Source organism: Paenibacillus aestuarii, from assembly GCF_027789125.1.
Classification (GTDB): domain Bacteria; phylum Bacillota; class Bacilli; order Paenibacillales; family NBRC-103111; genus Paenibacillus_E; species Paenibacillus_E aestuarii.
Genome location: NZ_JAQFVF010000045.1, coordinates 23,329 through 46,949 on the forward strand (window position 1 = coordinate 23,329; position 23,621 = coordinate 46,949).

The 23,621-nt window shown below is 47.1% G+C and carries 16 protein-coding genes, 1 pseudogene and 1 riboswitch; of the genes and pseudogenes, 12 read left to right on the forward strand and 5 right to left on the reverse strand.

The features are described 5' to 3' along the window. Positions 1-117: 117 nt before the first annotated feature. Positions 118-978 (reverse strand): LysR family transcriptional regulator, encoded by an 861-nt coding sequence (locus O9139_RS19290; RefSeq protein WP_270881105.1) that lies wholly within the window; start codon positions 976-978, stop codon positions 118-120. 124 nt (positions 979-1,102) lie between these two features. Here O9139_RS19290 and O9139_RS19295 point away from each other — a divergent pair, with 124 nt between their 5' ends. Continuing rightward, entirely contained in the window at positions 1,103-1,738 is a 636-nt protein-coding gene (locus O9139_RS19295; protein WP_270881106.1) for an NADPH-dependent F420 reductase, read from the forward strand. Between the two features lie 929 nt (positions 1,739-2,667). Further along, positions 2,668-6,741, forward strand: a complete 4,074-nt coding sequence (locus O9139_RS19300) for an OmpL47-type beta-barrel domain-containing protein (protein WP_270881107.1) — start codon at positions 2,668-2,670, stop codon at positions 6,739-6,741. Positions 6,742-6,935: 194 nt separating this feature from the next. Here O9139_RS19300 and O9139_RS19305 read toward each other — a convergent pair. After that, positions 6,936-7,088: pseudogene (locus tag O9139_RS19305) on the reverse strand (23S rRNA (adenine(2503)-C(2))-methyltransferase RlmN); the annotation flags it as partial. Positions 7,089-7,122: 34 nt separating this feature from the next. Here O9139_RS19305 and O9139_RS33195 point away from each other — a divergent pair. Next, positions 7,123-7,305, forward strand: coding sequence for a GNAT family N-acetyltransferase (locus O9139_RS33195; RefSeq protein ID WP_333742770.1), 183 nt, complete (start codon positions 7,123-7,125; stop codon positions 7,303-7,305). Positions 7,306-7,518: 213 nt separating this feature from the next. Next, positions 7,519-7,680, forward strand: a riboswitch (cyclic di-AMP (ydaO/yuaA leader). Between the two features lie 2 nt (positions 7,681-7,682). Continuing rightward, positions 7,683-8,453, forward strand: coding sequence for a LysM peptidoglycan-binding domain-containing protein (locus O9139_RS19310; protein ID WP_270881108.1), 771 nt, complete (start codon positions 7,683-7,685; stop codon positions 8,451-8,453). A 507-nt stretch (positions 8,454-8,960) separates the two neighbouring features. Here the strand turns inward: O9139_RS19310 and O9139_RS19315 are convergent. From O9139_RS19315 to O9139_RS19325, 3 genes are read right to left on the reverse strand one after another with little or no spacing between them, the layout of a single operon-like run. Then, on the reverse strand, positions 8,961-10,094 hold the full coding sequence (locus tag O9139_RS19315) for a Ger(x)C family spore germination protein (RefSeq protein WP_270881109.1): 1,134 nt from the start codon (positions 10,092-10,094) through the stop codon (positions 8,961-8,963). Continuing rightward, positions 10,094-11,611, reverse strand: coding sequence for a spore germination protein (locus O9139_RS19320; RefSeq protein WP_270881110.1), 1,518 nt, complete (start codon positions 11,609-11,611; stop codon positions 10,094-10,096). Before O9139_RS19320 ends, O9139_RS19315 begins: the two co-directional genes overlap by 1 nt. Further along, complete coding sequence (locus O9139_RS19325; RefSeq protein ID WP_270881111.1) at positions 11,601-12,707, reverse strand: GerAB/ArcD/ProY family transporter; 1,107 nt, start codon at positions 12,705-12,707, stop codon at positions 11,601-11,603. Before O9139_RS19325 ends, O9139_RS19320 begins: the two co-directional genes overlap by 11 nt. A 644-nt stretch (positions 12,708-13,351) precedes the next feature. On the opposite strand from O9139_RS19325, the gene O9139_RS19330 reads away from it, so the two are divergent. From O9139_RS19330 to O9139_RS19365, 8 genes are all read left to right on the forward strand, one after another. Further along, on the forward strand, positions 13,352-13,708 hold the full coding sequence (locus tag O9139_RS19330; RefSeq protein WP_270881163.1) for a VOC family protein: 357 nt from the start codon (positions 13,352-13,354) through the stop codon (positions 13,706-13,708). A 154-nt stretch (positions 13,709-13,862) separates the two neighbouring features. Then, entirely contained in the window at positions 13,863-14,807 is a 945-nt protein-coding gene (locus tag O9139_RS19335; RefSeq protein WP_270881112.1) for a polysaccharide deacetylase family protein, read from the forward strand. Between the two features lie 294 nt (positions 14,808-15,101). Further along, positions 15,102-15,647, forward strand: a complete 546-nt coding sequence (locus tag O9139_RS19340; protein ID WP_270881113.1) for a glutathione peroxidase — start codon at positions 15,102-15,104, stop codon at positions 15,645-15,647. 171 nt (positions 15,648-15,818) lie between these two features. Next, positions 15,819-16,196, forward strand: a complete 378-nt coding sequence (locus O9139_RS19345; RefSeq protein ID WP_270881114.1) for a hypothetical protein — start codon at positions 15,819-15,821, stop codon at positions 16,194-16,196. Positions 16,197-16,572: 376 nt separating this feature from the next. Beyond that, positions 16,573-18,885 carry a helix-turn-helix domain-containing protein gene (locus O9139_RS19350; RefSeq protein WP_270881115.1) on the forward strand — a complete coding sequence of 771 codons (2,313 nt, stop codon included), beginning with the start codon at positions 16,573-16,575 and terminating at the stop codon, positions 18,883-18,885. 181 nt (positions 18,886-19,066) lie between these two features. Beyond that, positions 19,067-21,448 (forward strand): glycoside hydrolase family 95 protein, encoded by a 2,382-nt coding sequence (locus O9139_RS19355; protein WP_270881116.1) that lies wholly within the window; start codon positions 19,067-19,069, stop codon positions 21,446-21,448. Between the two features lie 186 nt (positions 21,449-21,634). After that, on the forward strand, positions 21,635-22,612 hold the full coding sequence (locus tag O9139_RS19360) for an ABC transporter permease (protein WP_270881117.1): 978 nt from the start codon (positions 21,635-21,637) through the stop codon (positions 22,610-22,612). A gap of 18 nt (positions 22,613-22,630) precedes the next feature. Beyond that, positions 22,631-23,533: a carbohydrate ABC transporter permease gene (locus tag O9139_RS19365; RefSeq protein WP_270881118.1), complete on the forward strand. Its 903-nt coding sequence runs from the start codon at positions 22,631-22,633 to the stop codon at positions 23,531-23,533. The last annotated feature ends 88 nt before the right edge of the window (positions 23,534-23,621 follow it).

The window sequence follows — 23,621 nt, forward strand, 5'->3', positions numbered from 1 at the left end:
AACGTAAGCATTCGCCATCCGGAATGGCGGTTGCTAGGCTATCGGATTACCGCCAATAGCCTAATGCCTTCTGTACTTTGACGAGGGATTAAATTTTTAATTTATGCTAATAAAGCGTTAGCTCTCTTTATAAACACTGGGATCGAAAGAGCGATAAAGCCGTTTGCCCAGCTTTTCTGAGCGGGCGATAATGGAAATGGTTCGGGTAGTGTTAAAATCAATGATAGGCACGGCTGTTAAGGATACAACCGACAGATTCTCGGTAACTATTTTAGGAAGTATTGTAATGCCTGCCCCTGCCGCAACATACCCCAGAATAAAATCGCCAAAGGATACCTCGGTAGAAACCTTTGGTTCAATACCTAACATAAGGAGCCTTTGCGTAATGCATTGACGAACGTCACACGACTCTGGATAGAAAACAAATGATTCATCTTTTATATCGGCTACGGTGACACATTGTTGTTCGCCGAGAGGATGGGATTTGGGAAGGATAGCTAAGTAGGACTCGGAAAACAAATCCTTACTCCAGAGGTGAGGGTCCGCAGACCTTTTGTCAATCAGTGCTGCGTCAAGCTTTCCGGCCTTCAGCCAAGACAAGAGCTCCGTAGAAGTATTGCATACCATTACATCCGTATTGACCTCCAGAGTCGGTATTTTTCTCCGAAGAAAGTAAGTGGCAATACTCGGCAGGGCTCCAAGCCAAATTTTTTGGGTCGTTTTAAAATCCTGTAGCTCTTTATAAATCAGTTCCAAATCCATAAGTACTGGTTGAATGCGTTCCAATAGCATAGCCCCAGCTTTAGTCAATTCAACCCCCTGAGTCGAGCGATAAAACAAAGTAACCCCATACGTCTCTTCAAGTTTTCGAATTTGTTTGCTGACCGCCGGTTGGGAAAGATTCAACCATTCACTTGTTTTTGAAAGACTCTTGTTTTGCGCGGTCAGTACAAAGCTTTTAAGCCATTGAATATCCAAAGTATCACACCCATATTAAAACTTTTTGTTATATCCATCTACCATAATGGAAATTCCATACTTATTCAAGTAGTGATAAATTGTTGATGTGACTTTATAACTTATAGTAAGGAGAGGGCTATTTATGAAAGTAAGCATTATAGGAACCGGACGTATGGGTAAGGCTTTGATTGAGGCCACAGCACCTCATATCCAAAATGTAATATGGGGATCGCGTTCTATTGAGAAGGTCCAGGGCTTGATTAAGGACTTGAGATCTGAGGCTTTACCTGGATCTTATGATCAGGCACTTGCCGCTGATGTAATTTTTCACACGCTTTGGTTTCGTGATCTACTGCCATGGGCAAAACATAATGAAGAAGCATTGAAAGGTAAAATACTTGTGGATATTTGCAATCCGTTCACTTCGGATTTTTCCGATTTCACTACAGGATGGGGAGCTTCTGCCGCAGAGGAAATTCAACAAGCTTTACCGGATACCAAGGTCGTGGGAGCTTTTAAAAATACATTTTGGATGGTATTTGATCGTCCCGTCCATCAAGGCATCAAAAGCGATGTATTTGTTACTTCAGATGATGAAGGGGCTAAGGAGATTGTCATGAAGCTTCTGCAATCTCTTCCATTTCGAATTTTGGATGCCGGAATGCTTAAAAACAACCGAACCATTGAACGTATGACTCTATTTTCAAGAGAGCTATCTCAACGCTACGGCCACTATCCCTATGTATCCTGGGGGCTATGGGGGAGCGATTATAAATAACTATATAATTATGTAAAGATACCTTATTTTAATAGCATCGCAATTTGTACCTTAATTCATATGTTGGAGAAGGACGAGCAGAAGAACCGTATCCTAAATTACGGCAAGTTCAGAACGATGCGGTACCTAAAGGGGGCTTTTGCTAAGGATAAGCAAAAGCCCCCTCTACCGTTTTTTGCGGAAGAATCCAGTTCAAAAAATGTTTCTGAACAGTCGGATCAAGCTCAATCTGTAGAAGGGAGGAGAGAAGCGGGGGTGGTGGGTCTTTACAAGACGCTTAAGACTCTGTTTTAGTACTTTTCGCCAGCTTCGTAATCGACTCAATGTCATGATCGGTTAATTGATTAAAAAAATATTTGCGAATTGCCATAGAAACAATCGGGCGGGCTTCATCCAATGCCAATTTTCCAGCGGAAGTGATGATGACTTGAACACCGCGATCTGAATCTAACGGTTTCCTCGTTACAGCCGCGTTTTTCCATTCTCGTTAGATGATGTGATAATCGACTCTTATCCCAGTCCATTGAGTCGGGTAATTCCTGTTGACGAAGGTTCCCGTTCCCCAAAAGACATAACCGATCTAATACTCCATCAACGGGACGCAAGACTTTCGGAGCAAACACTTAAGGCGCCGGTTCCATATCTAGAACTGATGCAACAGACTATGGATAAGGATACGGCTGATTTACGAAGGAGCAATTATTACAGTAAACAGAAGCGATTCGTCCATTCATTAGGTTTCATAGAAACCCTATACTGAAATGGTTAATGTAAGCGCTACAACAACCTCGAAATTAGTATTAGGGGGGAGTGGAATTTGAAGAACTGAACTAAACTTAGCAGTATCGCACTCTCATGGTTATTTGGTATCTGATCTTCGCCGTTCGAGTTATCATGAAAATCAAAAATTATGATATAGGAGGCAATTTGTGTCCAAAAACATGATCAATAAATTCCTTCTGAGGTTGATGATCTTTATTTTTGTGTTAGCATTGGGACTGCCGGTCGGAAATCGGATTGACGCAGATACAGCCGGCGTATACGAGGCCGAGGCGGTAGGAAATACGCTCTCCGGCAACGCCGTAGTTAGCGGTTGTGGAGCGTGCTCGGGTGGGCAAAAGGTAGGAGGTCTTTACCAAGGAGCTTCTTTGCAGTTTAACCATGTTACTGTTCAAACAAGCGGAATTTATAAGGTAACGGTGTACTATACTTCCGGTGACCCTCGTTCGGCAAATATCAGCGTCAACGGCGGGGAAAAGAACTACTACAATTTTCCGGCAACCACCGATTGGAATACAGTCGGAAGCTACGACGTGACATTAAATTTGAACGCTGGCAGCAATACGATTTTGATCGACGATAACAATTGGTACGCGCCGGATATCGACCGAATAGTCATAGGTGAACTACAGAATAATACGTCAAATGGCGTCTACGAAGCTGAAGCAGCAGGAAACACGCTCCTCGGCAACGCCTCTGTAAGCGAGTGTGGAGCATGTTCGGACGGGCATAAGGTAGGAGGACTTTATCAAGGCTCTTCTTTGCAGTTAAACCATGTTACCGTTCAAACAAGCGGAAGTTATAAAGTAACGGTGTACTATATTTCCGGGGATCCTCGTTCGGCTAATATTAGCGTCAACGGCGGGGGGAAGAACTACGTCAATTTTCCGGCAACCGTCGATTGGAATACGGTCGGGAGCTACGACGTGACATTGAATTTGAACGCCGGCAGCAATACGATTTTGATCGACGACAACAACTGGTACGCGCCGGATATCGACCGAATTGTCGTAGGAGGACTACAGAATATTCCGTCAAATGGCGTCTACGAAGCCGAAACAGCAGGAAACACGCTCCTCGGCAACGCCTCCGTAACCGGTTGTGGAGCGTGTTCGGGGGGGCAAAAGGTAGGAGCCCTTTACCAAGGCTCTTCTTTGCAGTTTAACCATGTTACTGTTCAAACGAGCGGAAGTTATAAGGTAACGGTGTACTATATTTCCGGAGATCCTCGCTCGGCTAATATCAGTGTCAATGGCGTGGCAAAGAACTACGTCAATTTTCCGGCAACTCCCGATTGGAATACAGTTGGAAGCTACGACGTGATAGTGGATTTGAACGCTGGCAGCAATACGATTTTGATCGACGATAGCAACTGGTACGCGCCCGATATCGACCGAATTGTCGTGCAGGCTATAAACGGTACTATAGACCCTGGAGCTGATGAAGGAGCAATCGGAATTCCTCTTAGTCCTGTCAACTATAAGACAATAACCGTTACCCCGTACACTTCAGGTATGAAGGTATCTAACGGGCAATACACCGTCACCTATCATTCGGGGACCGGGTTTGCCGATTATCAATGGAATAATGGCCAGCAGTTCATGGGCGCATATGGAAAAATCAAGATGAACGGTGAGGAATTGAAAACGATTGATTATCCTTCCCATTCGGTGTCTTTGGAGCAGATAGTTCCCCTTAATGATCATTTCGGTACGGGAATCGAAGTTGTCTTCACGCATACGGAGGAAGGTAAACCGACACTTCGTCAGGTTTATGATTTCTACGAAGGCAAGTCTTACTTCCTCGCTCGGCTTGATGCGGTCAGCGGGCAGCCATTCAGCACCAATTATATGGCGCCGGTCGCTGTTAATCGGGCTGGCGGCGTGACGACTGGCCAAACTGCCGACAACCGTATCTTGAATGTTCCTTTTGATAACGACATGTGGATTCGCTATGCAGCTAAGACTTTAAACCAAACCGATACCAGTTATGAAGTCACGGCGATCTATGACAATGCATCACGTCAGGGGCTGATTATCGGGTCTGTCACGCATGACAACTGGAAAACGGGCATTGATTGGAGCGGCTTGTTTAATCAGCTCAATCAGTTGACCATATATGGAGGAGCATCCTCCAATATTACCCACGATTCCCAGCCGCATGGCAGCCTGACTGGAACTCAGGTTTCTTCTCCGACCATCTTAATCGGCGGTTTTGCGGATTATCGCGAAGGCTTGGAAGCGTATGGGCGCGCAAATGCCGTTATTACGCCAACAAGAAGTTTGGACAGCGCATTGCCGCAAGGCGTGCCAGTTGGTTGGAATAGCTGGGGAGGCATCGGATATACATTAACCTACCAGAACATCGTAGATACTTCGAACTATTTTAAAACTCATCTGCCGACCTTTAATCATAATGGTGCCGTCTATATCAACACGGATGCTCACGGGGCTCAATTGACAGAGGAACAATTGGAGCAGGCAGTTTCTGTCATTCATGCCAACGGCCAGCAAGCAGGCGTTTACTGGGCACCGTTCACTTACTGGGGAGAAGATTTGAATCAGCCGGTAGAAGGAACAAATGACCAGTATAAATACAAAGATATCGTGCTTAAGGATAATTCCGGTAATCCGCTGCCTAAACTAGACGGTGCCTTTGCGATCGATCCGACACACCCCGGCGCGAAGCAGATGTTCGCTTATTATGTGAACCGCTTCAAACAAATCGGTTATTCTTATGTGAAACTGGATTTTCTTTCGCATGGAGCATTGGAAGGCACGCATGCGGATCCGAACGTTACAACGGGTATTCAAGCTTATAATGTAGGTATGCGATATATCAGTGATGTATTGGATGGCAAGCTATTCGTAAGCGAGTCGATTGCACCCCTCTTTCCGGCTCAATACGCGAATAGCAGACGCATTGCTACCGATACATTCGGTTCGATTCACGATTCCGAATACGAGCTTAACGCGTTAACTTACGGTTGGTGGCAAAATGCGACGATTTACAATTTTACGGACCCGGATCATGTCGCGCTCACTCATGCTGGCTCCTTAACGGAAGCGCGCAGTCGCTTGAATTCGGCGGTCATTTCCGGTACGGTACTTTTGGATGGGGACGATGTCAATAACCCGGTTGCGCAAGATTACATGGCGCAATTGTATTCGAATCCCAAAGTCATTGAGCTCGCCACAAAAGGAAAGGCGTTTAGACCGGTGGAAGGAAATACAGGGGCAAATGCGACGGATACGTTCGTGAAGCAGGACGGCAACGATTATTATTTGGCTGTCTTTAATTATAGCGGCAACTCTTCCACTGCGAAGACGATAGATCTTGCCCGTGCCGGACTGCCCGCCGAAACTGCTTACAGCGTCGAAGATTTGTGGACGGGGCAAGTTTCCGCCACAAGCGGAACGTTTCAGCTCGCGCTTCAGCCGGCCGAATCCAAACTATTCAAGCTCACGCAGGAGGTCCCGCTGATGACTACGGCTGTAGTTGCACCGTCACAGCCTGATGGACTGAACGGATGGTACATCAATCCGGTTACGGTAAGCCTGAGCGCTACTGACAATCTGTCGGGTGTAGCTAAGACGGAGTACAGCCTTGACGGAGGCAAAGAATGGAAAAATTATACAGGGGCAATAATCTTTAACCAAGATAACAAGTATATGATGAGCTATCGGTCGACTGATAAAGCCGGCAATGTGGAAGCGCCCCAAACCCTCAGCTTCAATCTGGATATGATTGCGCCTGCAATCACAATCAACGGATTAGTGGGTGGTACTTACAGCGATTCGGTAGATATGACACCAACCATTTTGTTGAGCGACGACTTGTCAGGGATTGACAGCAGCAAGAGTACGGTTACGTTGGATACGTATGGGGTGGAGCAAGACAAACCAATCCCCCTCTATACGTTGCCGCTTGGATCGCATTCGTTCATCGTAACAGCGAGCGATCAGGCTGGGAATGTGGGCAATAAAACGATAACTTTCCAAACCACAACAGATGTTGAGTCCCTACAAACATTAGTTTCCCGGTTTACGAATGCTGGATGGATCGATAATGCAGGTATCTCCAACAGTTTAAAAAGCAAATTGACTGCTAACAATTTAGTTGAATTCGTGAATGAATTGAAAGCACAAAGCGGAAAACATATTTCAACTCAAGCCGCTTATTACTTGCTTCGGGATGTCCAATATTTATTATCACAAAAGTGAGCTAGGATCTCCGTTCATGAAATAACCTCCAGAACCGGCAACTACGGTTTGGAGGTTATTTTCAACCTCACTGGGAGCACGATAGCACAAACGGGAAAAATCCAGCGGTCACCCGTAATCCTGCCAAGCCAAATTTTCAAAAAAGAGCGCCAGGCCAATGCCTGACGCTCTTGCTTTTTGCCAAACCCTATTGTTTACCGCGCTACCAAGCTATCCTCACCGGATTTCTTGATCTGTTTGCTTCGCAGCTGACCGCAAGCCGCATCGCTATTCGTCCCATGCTCCGGGCGGACGCTGACAGAGATGCTCTGCTTTTTCAACGTACCATAAAAGGCGTGTATCGTCTCGGTTTTGCATGGGAAGACGAAAGCTTAAGCCATTCTGTCCAATTATTATAACCAGAAGGGCAGAGCATATTGGGTTGCACTTGATGAGAGCGGAAAGGTTCTTGGCGGCTGCGGGATCGCTGAATACGGCTTGACTGAGGAACATATATGCGAGTTGCAGAAGATGTACTTGCTTAAGGAAGCAAGAGGGACAGGAGTCGCGGTTGAGAGTTGGTAAAAACCGCACTACAGTTTGCAAAGCAGGTACTTCAATTCAATTTAGTGGAGACAAGGGCTGGCTTTGAGACCGCTATTTTTACAGAAGACGAACAGGACCTCACAGCAAATGACATTAGGTCCGAGTTCCTAAAATTTACAGTCAGTTGGTCTTCTTCAATATTTTTTCCACCAATTTCATATTCATGAAAAAAGATACTTATGGTACTATGTTTTAAGAAAAATGCCAAAACTTTGGAAGGACTAAATCGTAATTCCAAAGTGCGGGGGAGCTTTATGACGTAGCCGCGTCTTGGGGTGAATCGCATTGACGAGGGGATGTATCCTCATTCCTAACCCGACAACTAACCTCGCAGGCTTATTAAAAGGAGGAGTAGCATGAAACAACATCTTAAGAAAACGATCTTCGCTCTAGTAACAGGGCTTGCTATCACTAGCCTTGGAACCCCTGCATTTGCCTCTACTTATCAGGCAAAACCCCAAGATACTTTATGGAAAATTGCAATAGCTAACAAAATTCCTTTAGCTTTGGTTCTAAAAGCAAATCCAAATATTAATCCGTTGAATCTGCGACCAGGGGATCTTGTGAATCTACCAGATCTGCGCTACACCGTAATGGATGGAGATACATTCTGGATCATATCCAAGAAGTTGCAGCTTCCTTTAGATCAGCTTTTGGCAGCCAATCCTAAAGTCGATCCAAAGAATTTATACGCTGGTTTAGTCTTGACGCTGCCTTCAGCATTAACAGGGAAGAGTGTTCGTGTATCTTCCACCTCTGCATCCTCTAACTCCATTTTGATTGAAGGACAAGCTCAACCATTTAAAAAGAAGATTTCGGTGAAGGCCACCGCGTACTCCAGTCATCCCTCTGAAAATGGTTGGGGACCTATTGATTACTATGGAAATCCTCTTAAATTGGGAACTATAGCTGTAGATCCATCTATCATTCCAATGGGATCCAAGGTTTTGATTACCGGCTATGATGACATTGACAAGGATTTGCCTAGTGACGGTTTGATTGCTTACGCAACCGATCAAGGAAGCGCAATAAAAGGGAATCGTATTGATATTTTCCTTCCTGGAAGTGTAGAAAAGGTATCGCGTTTCGGCTTTCAAGACGTTAATGTATATATCCTGGAACAATAAAATGAAATAAATGGTATTCGGGGGCTATACCTGCATGATTTCGGTGGAATGCTCGGTGACGAATGATTTCTACATAGAATTGTTTTTCATTTCTTTGATCTTTTATGGGATAAGACGTATTCCGTAGCCATAGGATGTATCATTATATTTGCTCCATGGATGTTCACATAAGTAAGGCAAGAAAGGCAAAGTCAAAAGTTCAGATGAGAAAAAATGAAAGTAAACGGGTACGGTATGGATGATAAGAGATGTCCAATGACACAAAAGTACCTACATAAACCGATGCTAAAAGCTTGAGAAATCAAGCTTATAATTTTTTATGTAGGGAAATTTGTGTCATAGAAAAATACACAATTCCCCTACATTGTAGTCTTGTGACACAAAACCACCTAAATTATAGACTTTCGTCGTATTAATGTGTTTGATTAATGAACGAACCATGACCGGATCATTCATCGCAGCAGCTTTATATCAAGCTCCAAGTAATGGGCGGCTAGCACAGGAGAATCAGTACTTGATCTTTCCCGCATGGTTTAATTTAACATCTACCCTAATGTTTAGGGAACTAGGAGTTAGTCTAAAGTCCCCTCGATTATGCCATTTTTTCCACTCCTGGTTATTCTTTTGGTATAGGGTGTGCTCTAACTGCATCAAATCCAATCCATTTTTAAGCCCTTCTTCGTAGGTATCTTTAATTTCTTTCTGAACTTCCTCGGCGACCCTTAGCTCCAGAAGTGCTTCGGGTATCGGTTGTAAAACTTCACTGATATATCCTGAAATTTTTATGTCCATATTAAAAGCAACATGTTCCTGTCCCGACTGAGCAATAATTGTTATTTTCGGCTTTTCCAAGGACACGGATGCTTGAGGCTTACCTTCAGAACGGATCAGAAGTGGACTTCGATTGGTCTTAGGCTCAACCCACCTAAGTCCTTGAACACTTTTCCATCCGAACCATTTTTGGAAATTTCCATTCTGAAATACAAAGATACCGTCAATCTTCAGCAAAGGCTGTTGCTGTTTGTTACTTCTCCAAGTATGATTGGAGATTGACAACGAAGGTAATAATGCTGAATTTCCAGGTTCCCGTGTCTCCGAAATAAACTCTCTCAATGTCAAAGGTGCGATGAGAGATTGTTGTTTGTATACTTCAAGAGGTTGATTCAGCACGGACATCAATGGAGAAAGGCTAAAAAAAGGGGTGATCTCAAACAATTCATCGATGCGTTGTTTAGTTCCAAACACCCAAGGTGTGTAACGGAACTCATAATAGCGATTCAGGAGTTCCCTAACATCCTTCATACCTGATTTCATGATGCCTTCACCTATTACTACGGTGTTAAGCTGGCCATATGCAGTTCGCATTTGCGAGGTTTTATACAGATCATTGAATGCTCCAATCAGAGTCTCCCCTGTACCTACCCCCACCCAAACCGGCATTGGTTGTGTCGGTTTGCTTGCTTCTGATTTCGCTACAGAGGAAAAGTCAAGCATTTGTACGTACGCGCGGTATTGGTTATTTTCAAGATCAAACCCAATCGAGGTGACATAGTTGATTTCCTGTATATCTTTAATATCCCAGCACCCGGATAGCAACGGCACTAGCAGCCAAATAATAGCGATTTTCCCTATGCTGCGCATTAGGATTCCTCCTGTTGCCGGGTACTGTCTTTGGTCTGCAAAATTTCCGCTCGCCGGGTTTTCATGTACCAGGGCTTACGAATCAGCGCCATGACAGCATCCTTCCAGCGTATCGGGGATAAAGGTGCAAGGTACGGTACCCCAAAGGATTTGAGCGAAGAGAGATATACGACAATGGCGATGACCGATAGATTAAATCCGAAAATACCGAGTGTAGACCCGCATAGCATGACAAAGAGTCGGATGATACTGACAGTACCCACCAGGGACTGATTGACCAAAGTAAAACTGGAGACGGCAGTGATAGCTGCAATAACGAGAAAGGTAGTGGACGCAAGACCGGCCCGAATAGCCGCATCACCGACGACAATACCTCCGACAACGGCAACCGTCTGCCCAACTGCTTTTGGCAGACGCTCACCGGCTTCCCTGAACAATTCAAACAGAGCTATCATTAAGAATCCTTCCAAAGGCGCAGGCATAGGCAGTCCAATACGTGAAAGAGAGATTGTGGCCACGAAGGGATAAGGAAGTTGCTCCAAGTTGAAAGAGGCAAGTGCTACCCAGAAACCGGGAAGCAGTAAAGAGATCACAAGACCGGCGAAGCGAAACAGCAGTCCGAACGAGCTCATATAGAATGGAATATAGAAGTCTTCTGGCGTCTTCAGCAGCAGCGTTAAGTTCGCCGGCCCGATGACGGCAGTTGGTGCCCCCTCAACGATCACGATAAACCTGCCTCTTGCAAGACAGTCCACTACAAAATCGGGACGAGTGGTATAATGCAGCAGTGGAAATAGCGAGCGAGAAGAATCCGAAAGTATTTCTTCCAATTGACTACTGCTGAACAGCAAATCCATATTAATATGCTGCAACCGTGATCTGACTTCGTCTACGATCTCGGTTTTCGTAATATCCTCAACATAGAGAAGAGCAACCTTACTGCGGCTTCGTTTCCCTATGGTAAACTGTTCATAGCATAAAGAGTTGCTGCGCAGCCGTTTTCGAACCAATGCTACATTGGTACTAAGTTCTTCTACAAACGCGTCTTTAGGGCCTTTAATAGATATCTCGGTATTCGATTCTTCGGGCTGACGTTGAGGGGGGGATGCGGTATCGGCTGTGTATATGACATTCAAGTGTTCAAAGTATAGAACGAGTTCGCCAGAAAACACACGATCAATGATTTCTTCTTTTTGATGAATGCGGTCTAATTTGAGTTTTTTATCCAGATCCATACTGAAATTATTATTAATTAAGTCCGTCAAACGAGGAATCAAATATTCGTTCATCGGTTTTGTGTCCGTTAGCCCTTCGCAATAAAAAAGCAATACGCTTTGCAAATGCTCCATGTCACCCAACTCGTATGTTTCCATTTTGATGTCCGCTGATTTTCTAAATAGATGACAAATCTCTTCCGCCGTCCATTCCTTATTTTCAGAAGACGGAGTGAAAGATTCCGATACAACTCGGACATTTTCTTCTTTTGTAATAAATCTCCGAAACCAATTAGATTTCATTCCTATCCACCTTCTTATTGGAGAATAACACCAATAAAAATAAAGTAACCACTACTGAAATGGCACCCCACAGGGATGCGGGCAAGTAGAACCCCTTTAAGAACGCGGTATACTGCATATCACTGATGGGTAATCCTACAATGGTTACGATAACGATGCTGAGAAGCAATAATAATACAACAGAATTCTTCTTTTGCTTGGTAATTGTCATCAGTTCGATGAGTAAATACATCGATATAGCTATACGGACAAAGGCTCCTGATAGCCATTGATAAATAGATAAAAAGTCCACATGGCGAATGTACTTCCCAATCGTGACAAGCCGCCATTCTTCATATGCAGGGTATCGTAATTCACCAGCCTCAAAGGGTCCAAATTCGGCGATTGCTCCCGTTACGGGTCCCAATATCAATAGGACTAAAAAGCAAGCAAGCAAATAAAGCTTCCAGAGAGGGATTTTCGTTTTGATCTGGTGCTGGAAGAGTAGAATGATCATCAGTTCGACCACCCCTCCGCCAACATACAAACTCCCATTGATCATTGGTCCTATTCCATTTTCAAAAACAGGTGTTAATAAGGAGTAATTTTTTTTGGGAAGATTAGAGCTCATGACAAAGTCTCCAAAAATGATGACAAAAGGTAACAAAATACCTGATGCAATCGCAATGGTCTGTACTCCGTATTGTGCAGCAAAACAGGAGAGCAGCACCAAGGAAATGGAAAGGGCCCAGTGAGGAGTGCGAGGCAAATAAGAAGAATGTGCCCAGCTTGTCGTGTCCTTTAACGTCATCACTATAATCAAGAAGAGGTATATAATGAAAAAACATCGATATGCTCCACAGATCACTTTTCCATAATGTTGTGTCAACCAAGGAAAAAGATGCTGTTGGTGTGTTTTCCGCATAATGAAGTATAAAAGGGTTGTCCACACTAAGTAGGGCAGTATTGAAAACAATACACTTACCCAAGCATCCCGCTTTGCCTCATGGAGAAGGGGGGGGATGACCATTACGTGATTCATTAATCCTACGGCCAATATGATGACCGAAAACGCAGCATGGATGCCGATGAGATCATTACCTAATTTGTTCTGCACTAATATCCCCCAATTATCCAAACCTCTTCAGGGAATTATTCCCAGGTACCAATGGGTTTAATCAAAAAGGTATTAAAAAACGCTCGGCTTACATTTAGTATTGGAGAACTTTAAAACTCGAGTGTTAGTGGCGTTTTTGTCTCATCCAGAAAGACGATTTAGAAAATTGTAAATTAAAGTAACCGGCATGTATTTGAAATGGGGACGATTATAAATGTTCAAAGACTGTTCACTAATCTGGAGGTTTCTATAGAGGAAGGAGAGCATACCCTATCGTTTGCATTTTTTATGGGTAAGTGGAAACAAAGCCGGCTAATATTGGGAACTTTGTGTCAAATATGTAGGCAGATTTGTGTCATAGAAAAATGCACAAATTTCCCTACATTTTAGTCATGTGACACAAATCTCCCAACATTCTAGACACCGCCCTCTAGACAGGTTGAAGACGCGATCAATTTTCAGCAAGCAGGCGTTAAACTAACTGGCAGTTTAACGTGGAAAAATGAAGAGGCTCCATGTCATTGGGAGCCCCTTAAGGCTGGTTGAATTAACAGGCAGGATTATAGAGCTGCAAGTCGTACTATTAATTTAGGATCATTACACAAAAGGGGCTGATTGAAATAAACATCAATCGATTAGATCATCTGGTTTTGACTGTCACAAATATTGATAAGACATGTGATTTTTATTCCCGAGTTTTAGGAATGAAGGTTATTACCTTTGGAGAGGGGAGAAAGGCACTGCATTTTGGACAACAGAAGATAAACCTGCATGAAGTAGGCAAAGAATTTGAACCAAAAGCAAAATCGCCTATGTCTGGAACCGCTGATTTATGTTTTTTAACGGATATTCAAATGCCCGATGTGATACATCATTTAGGTGATTGTAAAGTAATTATTGAAGATGGTCCTGTAATAAGAACAGGAGCATTAGGATCGATAACATCTGTTTATGTAAGAGATCCGGATGGGAATCTGATAGAGATTTCTAATTATAACTAAACTAACGGGACGCGATAGCGCAGCGATGAAACTAAACCCATCGCTTGTTTTAGTTTCTATAGTATTTTCGCTCAACTTCATCACCGATAAGGTTGATTGCGTCGAAAGAAATGAGGGGATTACAATAAAGCATGCCATTTCGATAGGAGTGATATTGGTTATCACTTTCTGCGGGCTCGCAGCGTGCTCCGGCAAGACAGAGAAGTCAAAGGCGCCGAGTGCACAGCACATCAGTTCGATAACCGAGGGCGGTGCGGCGGCCGTACCAGGGTTTGCCCCGGCTACACTTGCGCCGACTCCGGGTGGGCCTGCACAAGCATCTGATAGGGCGGCTCGTGCTACACTACCGGATGCAGCAACGTCGGTGGATGCAGCAACGTCAGCGGATGCTACCGTAAAAACGGCGCTCATGCACAAATATGAGCAAGCCGTGCCGCGTTCCTGGGGAGAATCGGTGCCAGGCGTCAAGCGGCGGCTCGCCACGGTTGATCGTGTTGTTGCACTGACGTTCGACGCTTGTGGCGGTCCCGGAGGCAGTGGATACGATAAGGTGCTGATCGATTACTTGACGGAGGAGAAGATCCCTGCCACTCTATTCATCAACAGCCGCTGGATCGACGCTAACCCGGATATTTTTCAGTCGTTGGCGGCAAATCCGCTGTTTGAAATCGAGAATCATGGCAAACAACACAAGCCGCTCTCAGTAAACGGCAAGTCGGCCTACGGAGTTAAGGGTACGGGATCCGTGGGCGAGGTCGTGGACGAAGCGCTATACAACAAACGAATGATCGAGGAGCTGACCGGCCGAAAAACGAAGCTGTTTCGCAGCGGTACTGCTTTCTATGATGACGTGGCCGTTCGGGTGTTGGGCGACCTAGAGCTGCAACCCGTCGGTTTCGATGTGCTCGGCGATGCCGGAGCAACTTTCTCGGCCAAGCAGATCGAGCAGGCGCTCAGCCGGGTGAAGCCCGGCTCCATCGTGATCTTCCACATGAACCAACCGACCAAGGAAACCGCCGCCGGCATCAAGCTTGCCGTCCCAGAGCTCCGGCAAAAGGGGTACTCGTTCGTGAAATTGGAGGACTACTCCTTGGAATAGTCCTCGGTGCGCGGTCGGACACACTTCCAGCAAATCAGCATTGCTCCTCTGGTATTCATGTTTAAAAACTTTTGCGGGATGGCATAATTCAATAAATTACTACGCAGGGTTGCGCTAGCGGACACGATAGTGAAAAAGCAATGGGCAGACCGCAACGGTAGACAGCTGTCCATTGTTTCATAGAAGTGACTTTTATAGGTTATAACTATGAATATAATTCGTATTATATATTTGTGCAATAGTGTTTCCTGCCATATGATATATCATAAATACCTAATGAGGGGGAGTGATCAGATGTCATTTTATAACTTTATTGCAAACTCCATTGACGGTAAGTTTGCTGATCTATCTATTTACAGAGGGAAAGTGCTCCTTATTGTTAATACTGCTAGTAGATGTAGTTATTCTCGTCAATTTGCTGATCTACAAAAGCTTTACGAAAAGTACCGTAAGCAAGGGTTGGAAATACTAGCTTTTCCTTGTAACCAATTTAATGAGAAAGAGCCGGGGAATAATTCGGAAGTGTCGGCATACTGTAAGAGCAACTTTAGGTTGACGTTCCCGTTATTTGAGAAGGTAGAGGTCAGGGGTCAAAATGCTCATCCATTATTCAAATTTTTAACTGAACAAGCACCCTTTCGAGGTTTCGACACTCAAACTGCCAATGGCCAATGGATGCAGAATTTTCTGCAAGAAAAGTATCCTGATATATACGCTGGTGACGGAATTAAGTGGAATTTCACTAAGTTTTTGATCGATCGAAATGGGCACGTTCAAGCAAGATATGAAACAACGACGGAGCCAATAGATTTAGAAGAAGTAATTGAATCATTGCTATAAAAGCAACCAGTCACTGAACTAACGGGAGACGTTAGTTGAAAGATGTATATAACTTAGACTCGCGGCCCGTTGCTGTGGGTCTCTTTTTTTATTCATTTAATGAGCAGGAATGTTCTATAAATGGTTTAATTCTTATAAGATGATAATTTTTCTCTAAAGAGTGAGGATTTAATGAAAAAATCGAAATTAGAATTCAACATGCGTTTGAGGGACGGTTATCCAGGACCTATATATTTTGCAGATTTTATTATAGACGGACAATCCTTATACGATATGTATGCTAAGGAATTTGACTTTGTATCTTGCTTAGGGTGGGGAAGTGAGGAATTTCAGCAAGAACAAATTTCAAGGTTATTACTATTGAGTAAGCCAGATTTTTCAAATGGAAAGAATTCAATATATATTTGCCCTGCATGTGCTGATTTGGGATGTGGGTCCGTATCTTTATTTATAGAGAAGACCAAAGAAATAATAACTGGATGTTTAATGTGGTTTACTTGCTGCTTCTATTCTGGTTATCCCTTGTGCCGTTCACGACTGCCTGGATGAGTGAAAGTCATTTTGCAGCAACACCAACAGCGCTGTACGGTATTGTTTTACTTCTCGCGGCGCTCTCATACTGGCTGCTTCAGCGCTTATGAACCAGTATTCCAGCGATTCCTCATTTGTTCTGACGATGGGCAGAGACTTGAAGGGAAAATGATCTCCCTTGTTCTACTTGCTCGCGGTCTTGACCGCTTATGAGAGTCCTTGGATATCCGGCTTCTTTTTCGTACTTGTTGCCTTGATCTGGTTTTTACCGGATAAGCGAATCGAGCATATTTTAAGAGGCCATTAATGTTCCGTTTTCGTTCTATGACAATATAACAAAAAAATGGAAACGCTTTCGTATTATCGATATACACTCAGATGAGGTGATTGTTCCGTGCTGGCGCTGAAACTGAAGCATTCCCGCGTTTTTCGAAGTTTTTTGATTTCCTATGTGCTCATTTTGTTAATTCCGATGCTGACCGGCTACATTTCATATCTGGTTTCTTCGAACATCATTAAAACGAGCTCTCTGGAGGCCAGCGCAATGCTGCTGAGTCAAAGCAAGGACATTTTGGACCGCAGAATGGAAGAGGTCGAAAACATCACCAGACAGCTGTCGATGGATCAGGATCTGAATTATGTCATGAACGAGCGGGTGGACGGCGATCATTTCAATGTGTATGCCATATGGAAATCATGGCGGAACACGGCGGCATACAGCTTGACGAACAATTTTTTGGAAGACTTCTATATTTACTTGAATAACTATAATGTCATTTTTACACCGTCGGGCGTATATGTGCGGCCTGAGGACTATTACGACTTATTTCATTATGAGGGCATGAATCGAGACCAGTGGAAGCAGGAAATTTTGGGCAAGCTGCACCGTAGAGAAGTACTGCCATCACAACCGTTCAACAACAACGGTAAAAAGACGAACGTCATCACCTACCTGCAATCTTTGCCTTTCGAAAGCTTTCAGCATTCGCTCGGAACGGCTGTCATTTTGATCGATGAGAACGAAATCGCCAAAATGCTGGAGCATACCCTGACGCAATATAGCGGCTGGGCTTATATCAGCGATAAGGAGGGGCGAACGATCGCCCGTGTCGGCATCGAGGATGCGCAAATCAAGGCGCTGCATGTCCCGGACCCCATCGATGGCCGCACGACGCATACGTTGGTCGATGACAAGACGCTGCTCATTTCCTCGAAGTCGACTTTTAACGGCTGGAAGTATGTGATCGGCTTGCCCAAGAGCAATGTGATGAAGCAATCGGTGTTCATCGCTCAAGTGACATGGACGATTACGATTACTACACTGCTTTTTGGGATTGTCGCGGCTTTATTACTTGCTTATAAAAACAGTGCGCCCATCAACCGGATTGTAACGATTTTTCGGGAGCAGACTGGACAGGCCGGCTACAAGGCCAAGAACGAGTACGACTTTTTGCAAGGGAACATCTCTACGCTGCTTGCCAGTCAGAAATCGCTGGAGGACGAGCTGAAGCAGCAACAGCCGCTGTTGGAGGATGCTTTTTTGAAGCGACTGCTCAGGGGGGAGTTCGAGTCCTTGCAAGAAATTCGCACGCTGCTCGATTCCATGCCAAATATGAAAGTAAAAGATGCATCCGGCTATGTGGCAATCCTTCGGATTAACGGCTACAGCGGTCTGGTCAGCCAGGAAATTATTCATGAGCTGAATGCGGCGCGCTTGCTGATGAAAAAATTTCTTCAAGAGCTGGGCAGCGTGCTGCAAATCAATGTGACCGATATGGATTCGGAAAAAATGGCGATTCTGATCACGTACGATGAGGCGGACGCTTCCGTGGCGGCCGAAGAGATCGCTGCCGTGTTCGACCGGCTTCGCGAGCATGTGAGAGAGGAATACCGCATGCACATTACTATTGCGATCGGTAACGGCTTCCATGCGCTGTCAGACAGCAGCCGATCCTTCGAAGAGGCGAGACAGGCTCTGGATTATTCGGTGCTATTAGATGAAGCTCAAACCTGCTGGTACCGCTGCATCATCAAGGAATCGAGCTCGTATTATTACCCGATCGATCTCGAATTGCGGATGATGAATGCCGTCAAAATCGGCGAGCTTCCGGAGGTGCGCCGCATATTCGATGGGCTGCTGGAGCAAAACTTCGCCGAGCGGCAGCTGTCTGCGGACATGGTGATGCAGTTGTTCGGCGAGCTGAAGGGGACCTTTCACAAGCTGCTGCAGCATAATCCTTTTACCGATCAAGCGTTAGCGGAGGGCCTCAAGCCCCGTGTGGAGCAACTGCAGCTTTCGATGAGCCTGGAGCGCTTCCGCAAAGAAATTTTGGGTTTGCTGGAAGCGTTCTGCAGCAGGGTGCTTAGGAAGAAAGAGGACAGTACGGGCGAAATGATTCATAAAATCGTGAGCTTCCTGGAGCAGCATTATTCGGATGCCGATTTGAATCTGTACCGGGTGTCCGTTGCTGTGGAGCTCCCCGAGAAGTACATTTCTCAGCTGTTTAAGGAGCAGACCGGCGAGAATGTATCGGACTATTTGGAGAAAATCCGCATCAAGCAAGCGACGGACCTGCTGTTCAACAGCGAGCATACGATTGATGAAATCTCGCAGCTTGTCGGCTATAACAGTGCGCATGCGTTTCGCCGCGCTTTTAAACGAGTGTCGGGCGTATCGCCCAGCAGCTACCGGAAAACGGTGAATTAACCGCGCTTAATGCCGGCTTGGCGGGGCGGTGCAGGACAGTGAACGGGGGGAGGGGCGAAGAAGCAGCGCCGGTACGGTACCCTTTTGTCAGAAATGTACCTTTACATCAGCGAGGAAAAGTGATTTATTTGGCTTGATTTGGATTTGGGACTTACTGTGATGAGAAAAGGAGCTGTCAAGCATGCAACTTCGTTACCCACGCTACGCACGCAACTGGACGGAAGCGCTACCAATCGGAAACGGCCGATTGGGCGCCATGGTGTTCGGCGACCCGCAGGCCGAGCATTTGCAGCTAAATGAGGATACCCTTTGGTCGGGCACGGGGCCGCGGGATTGGAACAACCCGCAAGCAAAATCCGCGCTAACCGAAGTGCGCCGGCTGATCGCCGAAGGCCGGTATGAGGAAGCCGACCTCAAAAGCAAGGAGATGCTCGGCCCTTATAATCAATCCTACATGCCGCTGGGCGATCTGCGCCTGAAGTTCCGCCACGGAGGCGTGGTCAAGGATTACGAACGAAGCCTGGATTTGAAGGAGGCCGTTGCCAGAGTCCGGTACAGGATCGGCAATGTCGCATACACCCGCGAGATGTTCGCGTCTTTTCCCGATCAGCTGATCGTGATCCGGTTAGAGGCTAGCGCACCGGGGGCTCTAAGCTTCAGTGCTTCTCTGGACAGCCTTCATCCGTGCCGGACGAGCGCAGCGGCGGACCGTTTGACCCTGCGAGGCGTTTGTCCGGAGCACGTCGACCCGAATTATTACGCTACCGATCATCCTGTCGTGTACGGCGAACCGGAATCGACCGAGGCGATGCGGTTCGAAGGCCGTCTAAGCGTGCAAGCTGAGAACGGGACTGTCCGGATTGATCAGGACGGACTTCATGTGAGAGGCGCGCATGTGGTGACTCTTCTGTTCACCGCGGCAACGGGCTTTCAAGGCTTTGACAGGCCGCCTGCCGCTTCGGTGGAAAGCATAGCGGCCGTCAACGAGGCGCGCATCCAGGCGTCCATGGCTAAAACCTATGAACAATTGAAGCAGGCCCACCTTCAGGATTATAAGCCGTTATTCGAGCGCGTGGAGCTTCATCTCGGCCATTCCGAAGCGAAGGAGCTGCTGCCGACCGATGCTAGAATCGCTCAAGACGGAGCGAAGGATCCGGGGCTTGTGGAGCTGTTGTTCCAGTATGGCCGATATTTGATGATTGCCAGCTCACGTCCAGGGACGCAGCCCGCCAATTTGCAGGGCATCTGGAACCGGGAGGTGCGGCCGCCGTGGAGCAGCAATTGGACGATGAACATTAATGCACAGATGAATTATTGGCCGGCAGAGACATGCCAGCTGTCCGAATGCCACGAACCGCTGATTGACTATATTCACAATCTTGCCGTCAATGGCCGGAAGACCGCCGAAATCAACTACGGCTGCCGGGGATGGACGGCGCATCACAACGGCGATATCTGGTGTCAAACCGCGCCTGTCGGGGATTACGGACATGGCGATCCGGTGTGGGCGATGTGGCCGATGTCGGCCGCATGGCTGTGCCAGCACGCATGGGAGCGCTACGCGTTCAGCAAGGATGAACGTTATTTGCGTGAGCGGGCGTATCCGGTAATGAAGGAAGCAGCGCTCTTTTATCTGGATTGGCTGCATCCCGACGGGGACGGGCGCCTGATCACATCGCCTTCCACTTCACCGGAACATAAGTTCGTTATGGCAAGCGGTCAAAAGGCTGCGGTCAGCGCGGCCTCGACGATGGATCTGTCGTTGATCTGGGAGCTGTTCACGAGCTGCGTCGAAGCCGCAGATATCCTTGAAGAAGACGTGCCGCTTCGGGCCGAGCTGGCCTCGGCGCTCGAGCGGTTAAAGCCGCTGCAAATCGGCAAGCGGGGCCAGCTGCAGGAATGGTCGGAGGATTGGGACGACGAGGACGTTCATCACCGTCATGTTTCGCACCTGTTCGGCGTCTTCCCCGGACGGCAATTGACGAAGAAGGCTGCGCCTCAGCTGTTCGAGGCTGCCCGGCAATCGCTGGAGCAGCGCGGAGACGGAGGGACGGGCTGGAGTTTGGCTTGGAAGATCGGGCTGTGGGCCCGATTCCAGGACGGCAATCGGGCGCTACGGCTCATCTCCAACCTGCTTCAGTTGGTGGAGGATGACGGAACGAACTATCATCGCGGCGGTGTGTACGCCAACCTGTTCGATGCACACCCGCCGTTCCAAATCGACGGCAATTTCGGCTTCACCGCAGGTGTGGCGGAGATGCTGCTGCAATCGCATGCTGACGGGATCAGCTTGCTTCCTGCATTGCCGGATGCTTGGCCGTCAGGCTCGGTGCGGGGGCTGAGGGCCCGCGGCGCGTTCGGCGTCAGCCTGACTTGGGAGCATCAGCGCGTACAGGCGGCGGAGGTGGACTCGCGAGCGGGTGGAAGCTGCCGCGTTCGCGCAGCGGAAACATTGCTCTCGATCGAATCGGAAGGGCGCAGCGTTCCCTTCGAATCGGCTGAGGACGGTGAGGTCACCTTTGAGACGAAAGCGGGCCAGACGTACCAGCTGCGCTATCGGTAATGGATGAAAGGCCAGGCGGCGGAGTCTATTCGGCTCCGCCGCTTTTTTTCAGCCGTGTACCTGCCTGTATCAAATGTACCTTGCACATTTACGGCAACTGTACGCCCCTTAGCGAGGTGTACCTTTACGAAATAAGCGGAAATGTGGTCTTGTAGAGATATGGAAAGCGCTATCAAAATGGGAGGGATGGATCTGGATACAGCAACCGTCAGGGAGACACGCGCTCCTGCTGAAGCCGTTAGGAAGAGATCGAAATTGTGGTCGGAGGCCAGCAAAAGCATCCGCAAGCATTGGCAGTTTTACCTGCTCATCATACCTGCCGTGCTTTACTTTATTGTTTTCAAATATATCCCAATGCTGAATGCTGTAATCGCTTTCAAGGACTACAGCGTCGTCAAAGGGATCTGGGGAAGCCCGTGGGCCGGCCTCAAGCACTTTCGTCTATTTTTCAACAATCCGCAATTTTGGGTGCTGATGAAAAATACGCTGTTCCTCAGCCTGTATCAGATCGCCATCGGATTTCCAATTCCGATCCTGCTTGCTTTGGCGCTGAACGAAATACGCAACGGCATTTTCAAAAGAGCGGTTCAGCTCGTCACGTATGCCCCTTATTTCATCTCGACGGTCGTCATGGTTTCGATGATTATGCTGCTGCTTTCTCCGAGACTCGGCGTTGTCAATATCTTGCTGCAAAGCTTAGGGCTGGACTCGATCAACTTCCTTGGCGTGCCCAGCATGTTCCGAAACGTCTATGTATGGTCGGACGTCTGGCAGGGAGCCGGCTACTCGGCCGTCATCTACTTGGCTGCGCTGGCCGGTGTGGACCCGTCGCTTTACGAGGCGGCCAAAATGGATGGAGCTTCCCGCTTTCAAAAAATCGTTCACATCGATATCCCCGGCATTATGCCGACGGCTGTCATCATATTAATCTTGAGCGTAGGGAACATCATGTCCATCGGCTTCGAGAAAATTTATTTGCTGCAAAATCCGCTGAACCTGGAAACGTCTGAAATTATAGCCACCTATGTATACAAGATCGGTTTGTTGAACGCCAACTTCAGCTTCGCCACCGCAGTCGGATTGTTCAATTCCATCATCAACCTGATTCTGCTGCTGCTTGTGAACACGCTCGCAAAAAAAGTTTCCAAGACAAGTCTGTGGTAAAGGAAAGGAGGAGTCGCTATGTCCGGATATGGACGACGCACCATCCGTGAAACGAACGGAGACCGGCTGTTCCTGGCGGCGGTATACACGTTTTTGCTTATCGCGCTGGTCGTCGTGCTTTACCCGCTGGTCTTCATCGTCAGTTCGTCCTTAAGCAGTCCGCTCGCCGTTTCGGCCGGGAAGGTCTGGCTGTGGCCGGTGGATTTGACGCTCGACGGGTATAGGGTGGTCCTAAGCAATCCACAAGTGATCAAGGGCTATGGGAACTCGCTGCTGTATGCCTTCCTAGGCACGCTGATCAGTGTGACGCTAACAGTTGTTCTGGCCTATCCGCTGTCGAGAAGAACGTTCTTCGGCCGCAATGTGCTGATGATTTTCATTACGTTCACAATGCTGTTCTCCGGCGGTCTGATCCCTACGTATTTAGTTGTAAAGCAGCTGGGCATGCTGGATACCCGCTGGGCGCTGCTCATCCCGCAGGCGATCTGGGTATGGCAGATCATTATTGCCAGAACGTTCTTTCAATCGTCCATTCCTGAAGAGCTGGCGGAAGCGAGCGAGATGGACGGCTGCACCGATCTGCGCTTCCTGTGGAGCGTCGTACTGCCGCTCTCCAAGCCGATTATTGCTGTGCTGTGCCTCATGTATGCGATCGGCCAATGGAACGCTTATTTCGATGCGCTCATCTATTTGAAGTCGCAAAGCTTGTATCCGCTGCAATTGATTTTGCGCAGCATTCTGATTCTGAATTCGGCGGCCTCGGGCAATATCGATGCGGCGGAGCAGCTAAGAAGGCAGCAGTTTGCCGATTTGACCAAATACTCGCTCATCGTTGTGGCCAGCCTGCCTGTCCTTGTCATTTATCCGTTCGTGCAGCGGTATTTCGTGAAAGGGATGCTGATCGGCTCCGTCAAAGGATGACAAATCGAAACGATAAGGGAGGTGATGCGGGCAATCACCATCGTTAGGAATCGCCGGTTCCGAACGTTAATCTAGCAGGGTTACCTTT

Excerpts from the sequence above, each read along its gene's own strand:
- O9139_RS19295 (WP_270881106.1), top strand. The coding sequence starts at position 1,103 with ATGAAAGTAAGCATTATAGGAACCGGACGTATGGGTAAGGCTTTGATT.
- O9139_RS19310 (WP_270881108.1), top strand. The coding sequence starts at position 7,683 with ATGAAACAACATCTTAAGAAAACGATCTTCGCTCTAGTAACAGGGCTT.
- O9139_RS19315 (WP_270881109.1), bottom strand. The coding sequence starts at position 10,094 with ATGCGCAGCATAGGGAAAATCGCTATTATTTGGCTGCTAGTGCCGTTG.
- O9139_RS19320 (WP_270881110.1), bottom strand. The coding sequence starts at position 11,611 with ATGAAATCTAATTGGTTTCGGAGATTTATTACAAAAGAAGAAAATGTC.
- O9139_RS19340 (WP_270881113.1), top strand. The coding sequence starts at position 15,102 with ATGTCATTTTATAACTTTATTGCAAACTCCATTGACGGTAAGTTTGCT.
- O9139_RS19345 (WP_270881114.1), top strand. The coding sequence starts at position 15,819 with ATGAAAAAATCGAAATTAGAATTCAACATGCGTTTGAGGGACGGTTAT.
- O9139_RS19355 (WP_270881116.1), top strand. The coding sequence starts at position 19,067 with ATGCAACTTCGTTACCCACGCTACGCACGCAACTGGACGGAAGCGCTA.
- O9139_RS19360 (WP_270881117.1), top strand. The coding sequence starts at position 21,635 with ATGGATCTGGATACAGCAACCGTCAGGGAGACACGCGCTCCTGCTGAA.
- O9139_RS19365 (WP_270881118.1), top strand. The coding sequence starts at position 22,631 with ATGTCCGGATATGGACGACGCACCATCCGTGAAACGAACGGAGACCGG.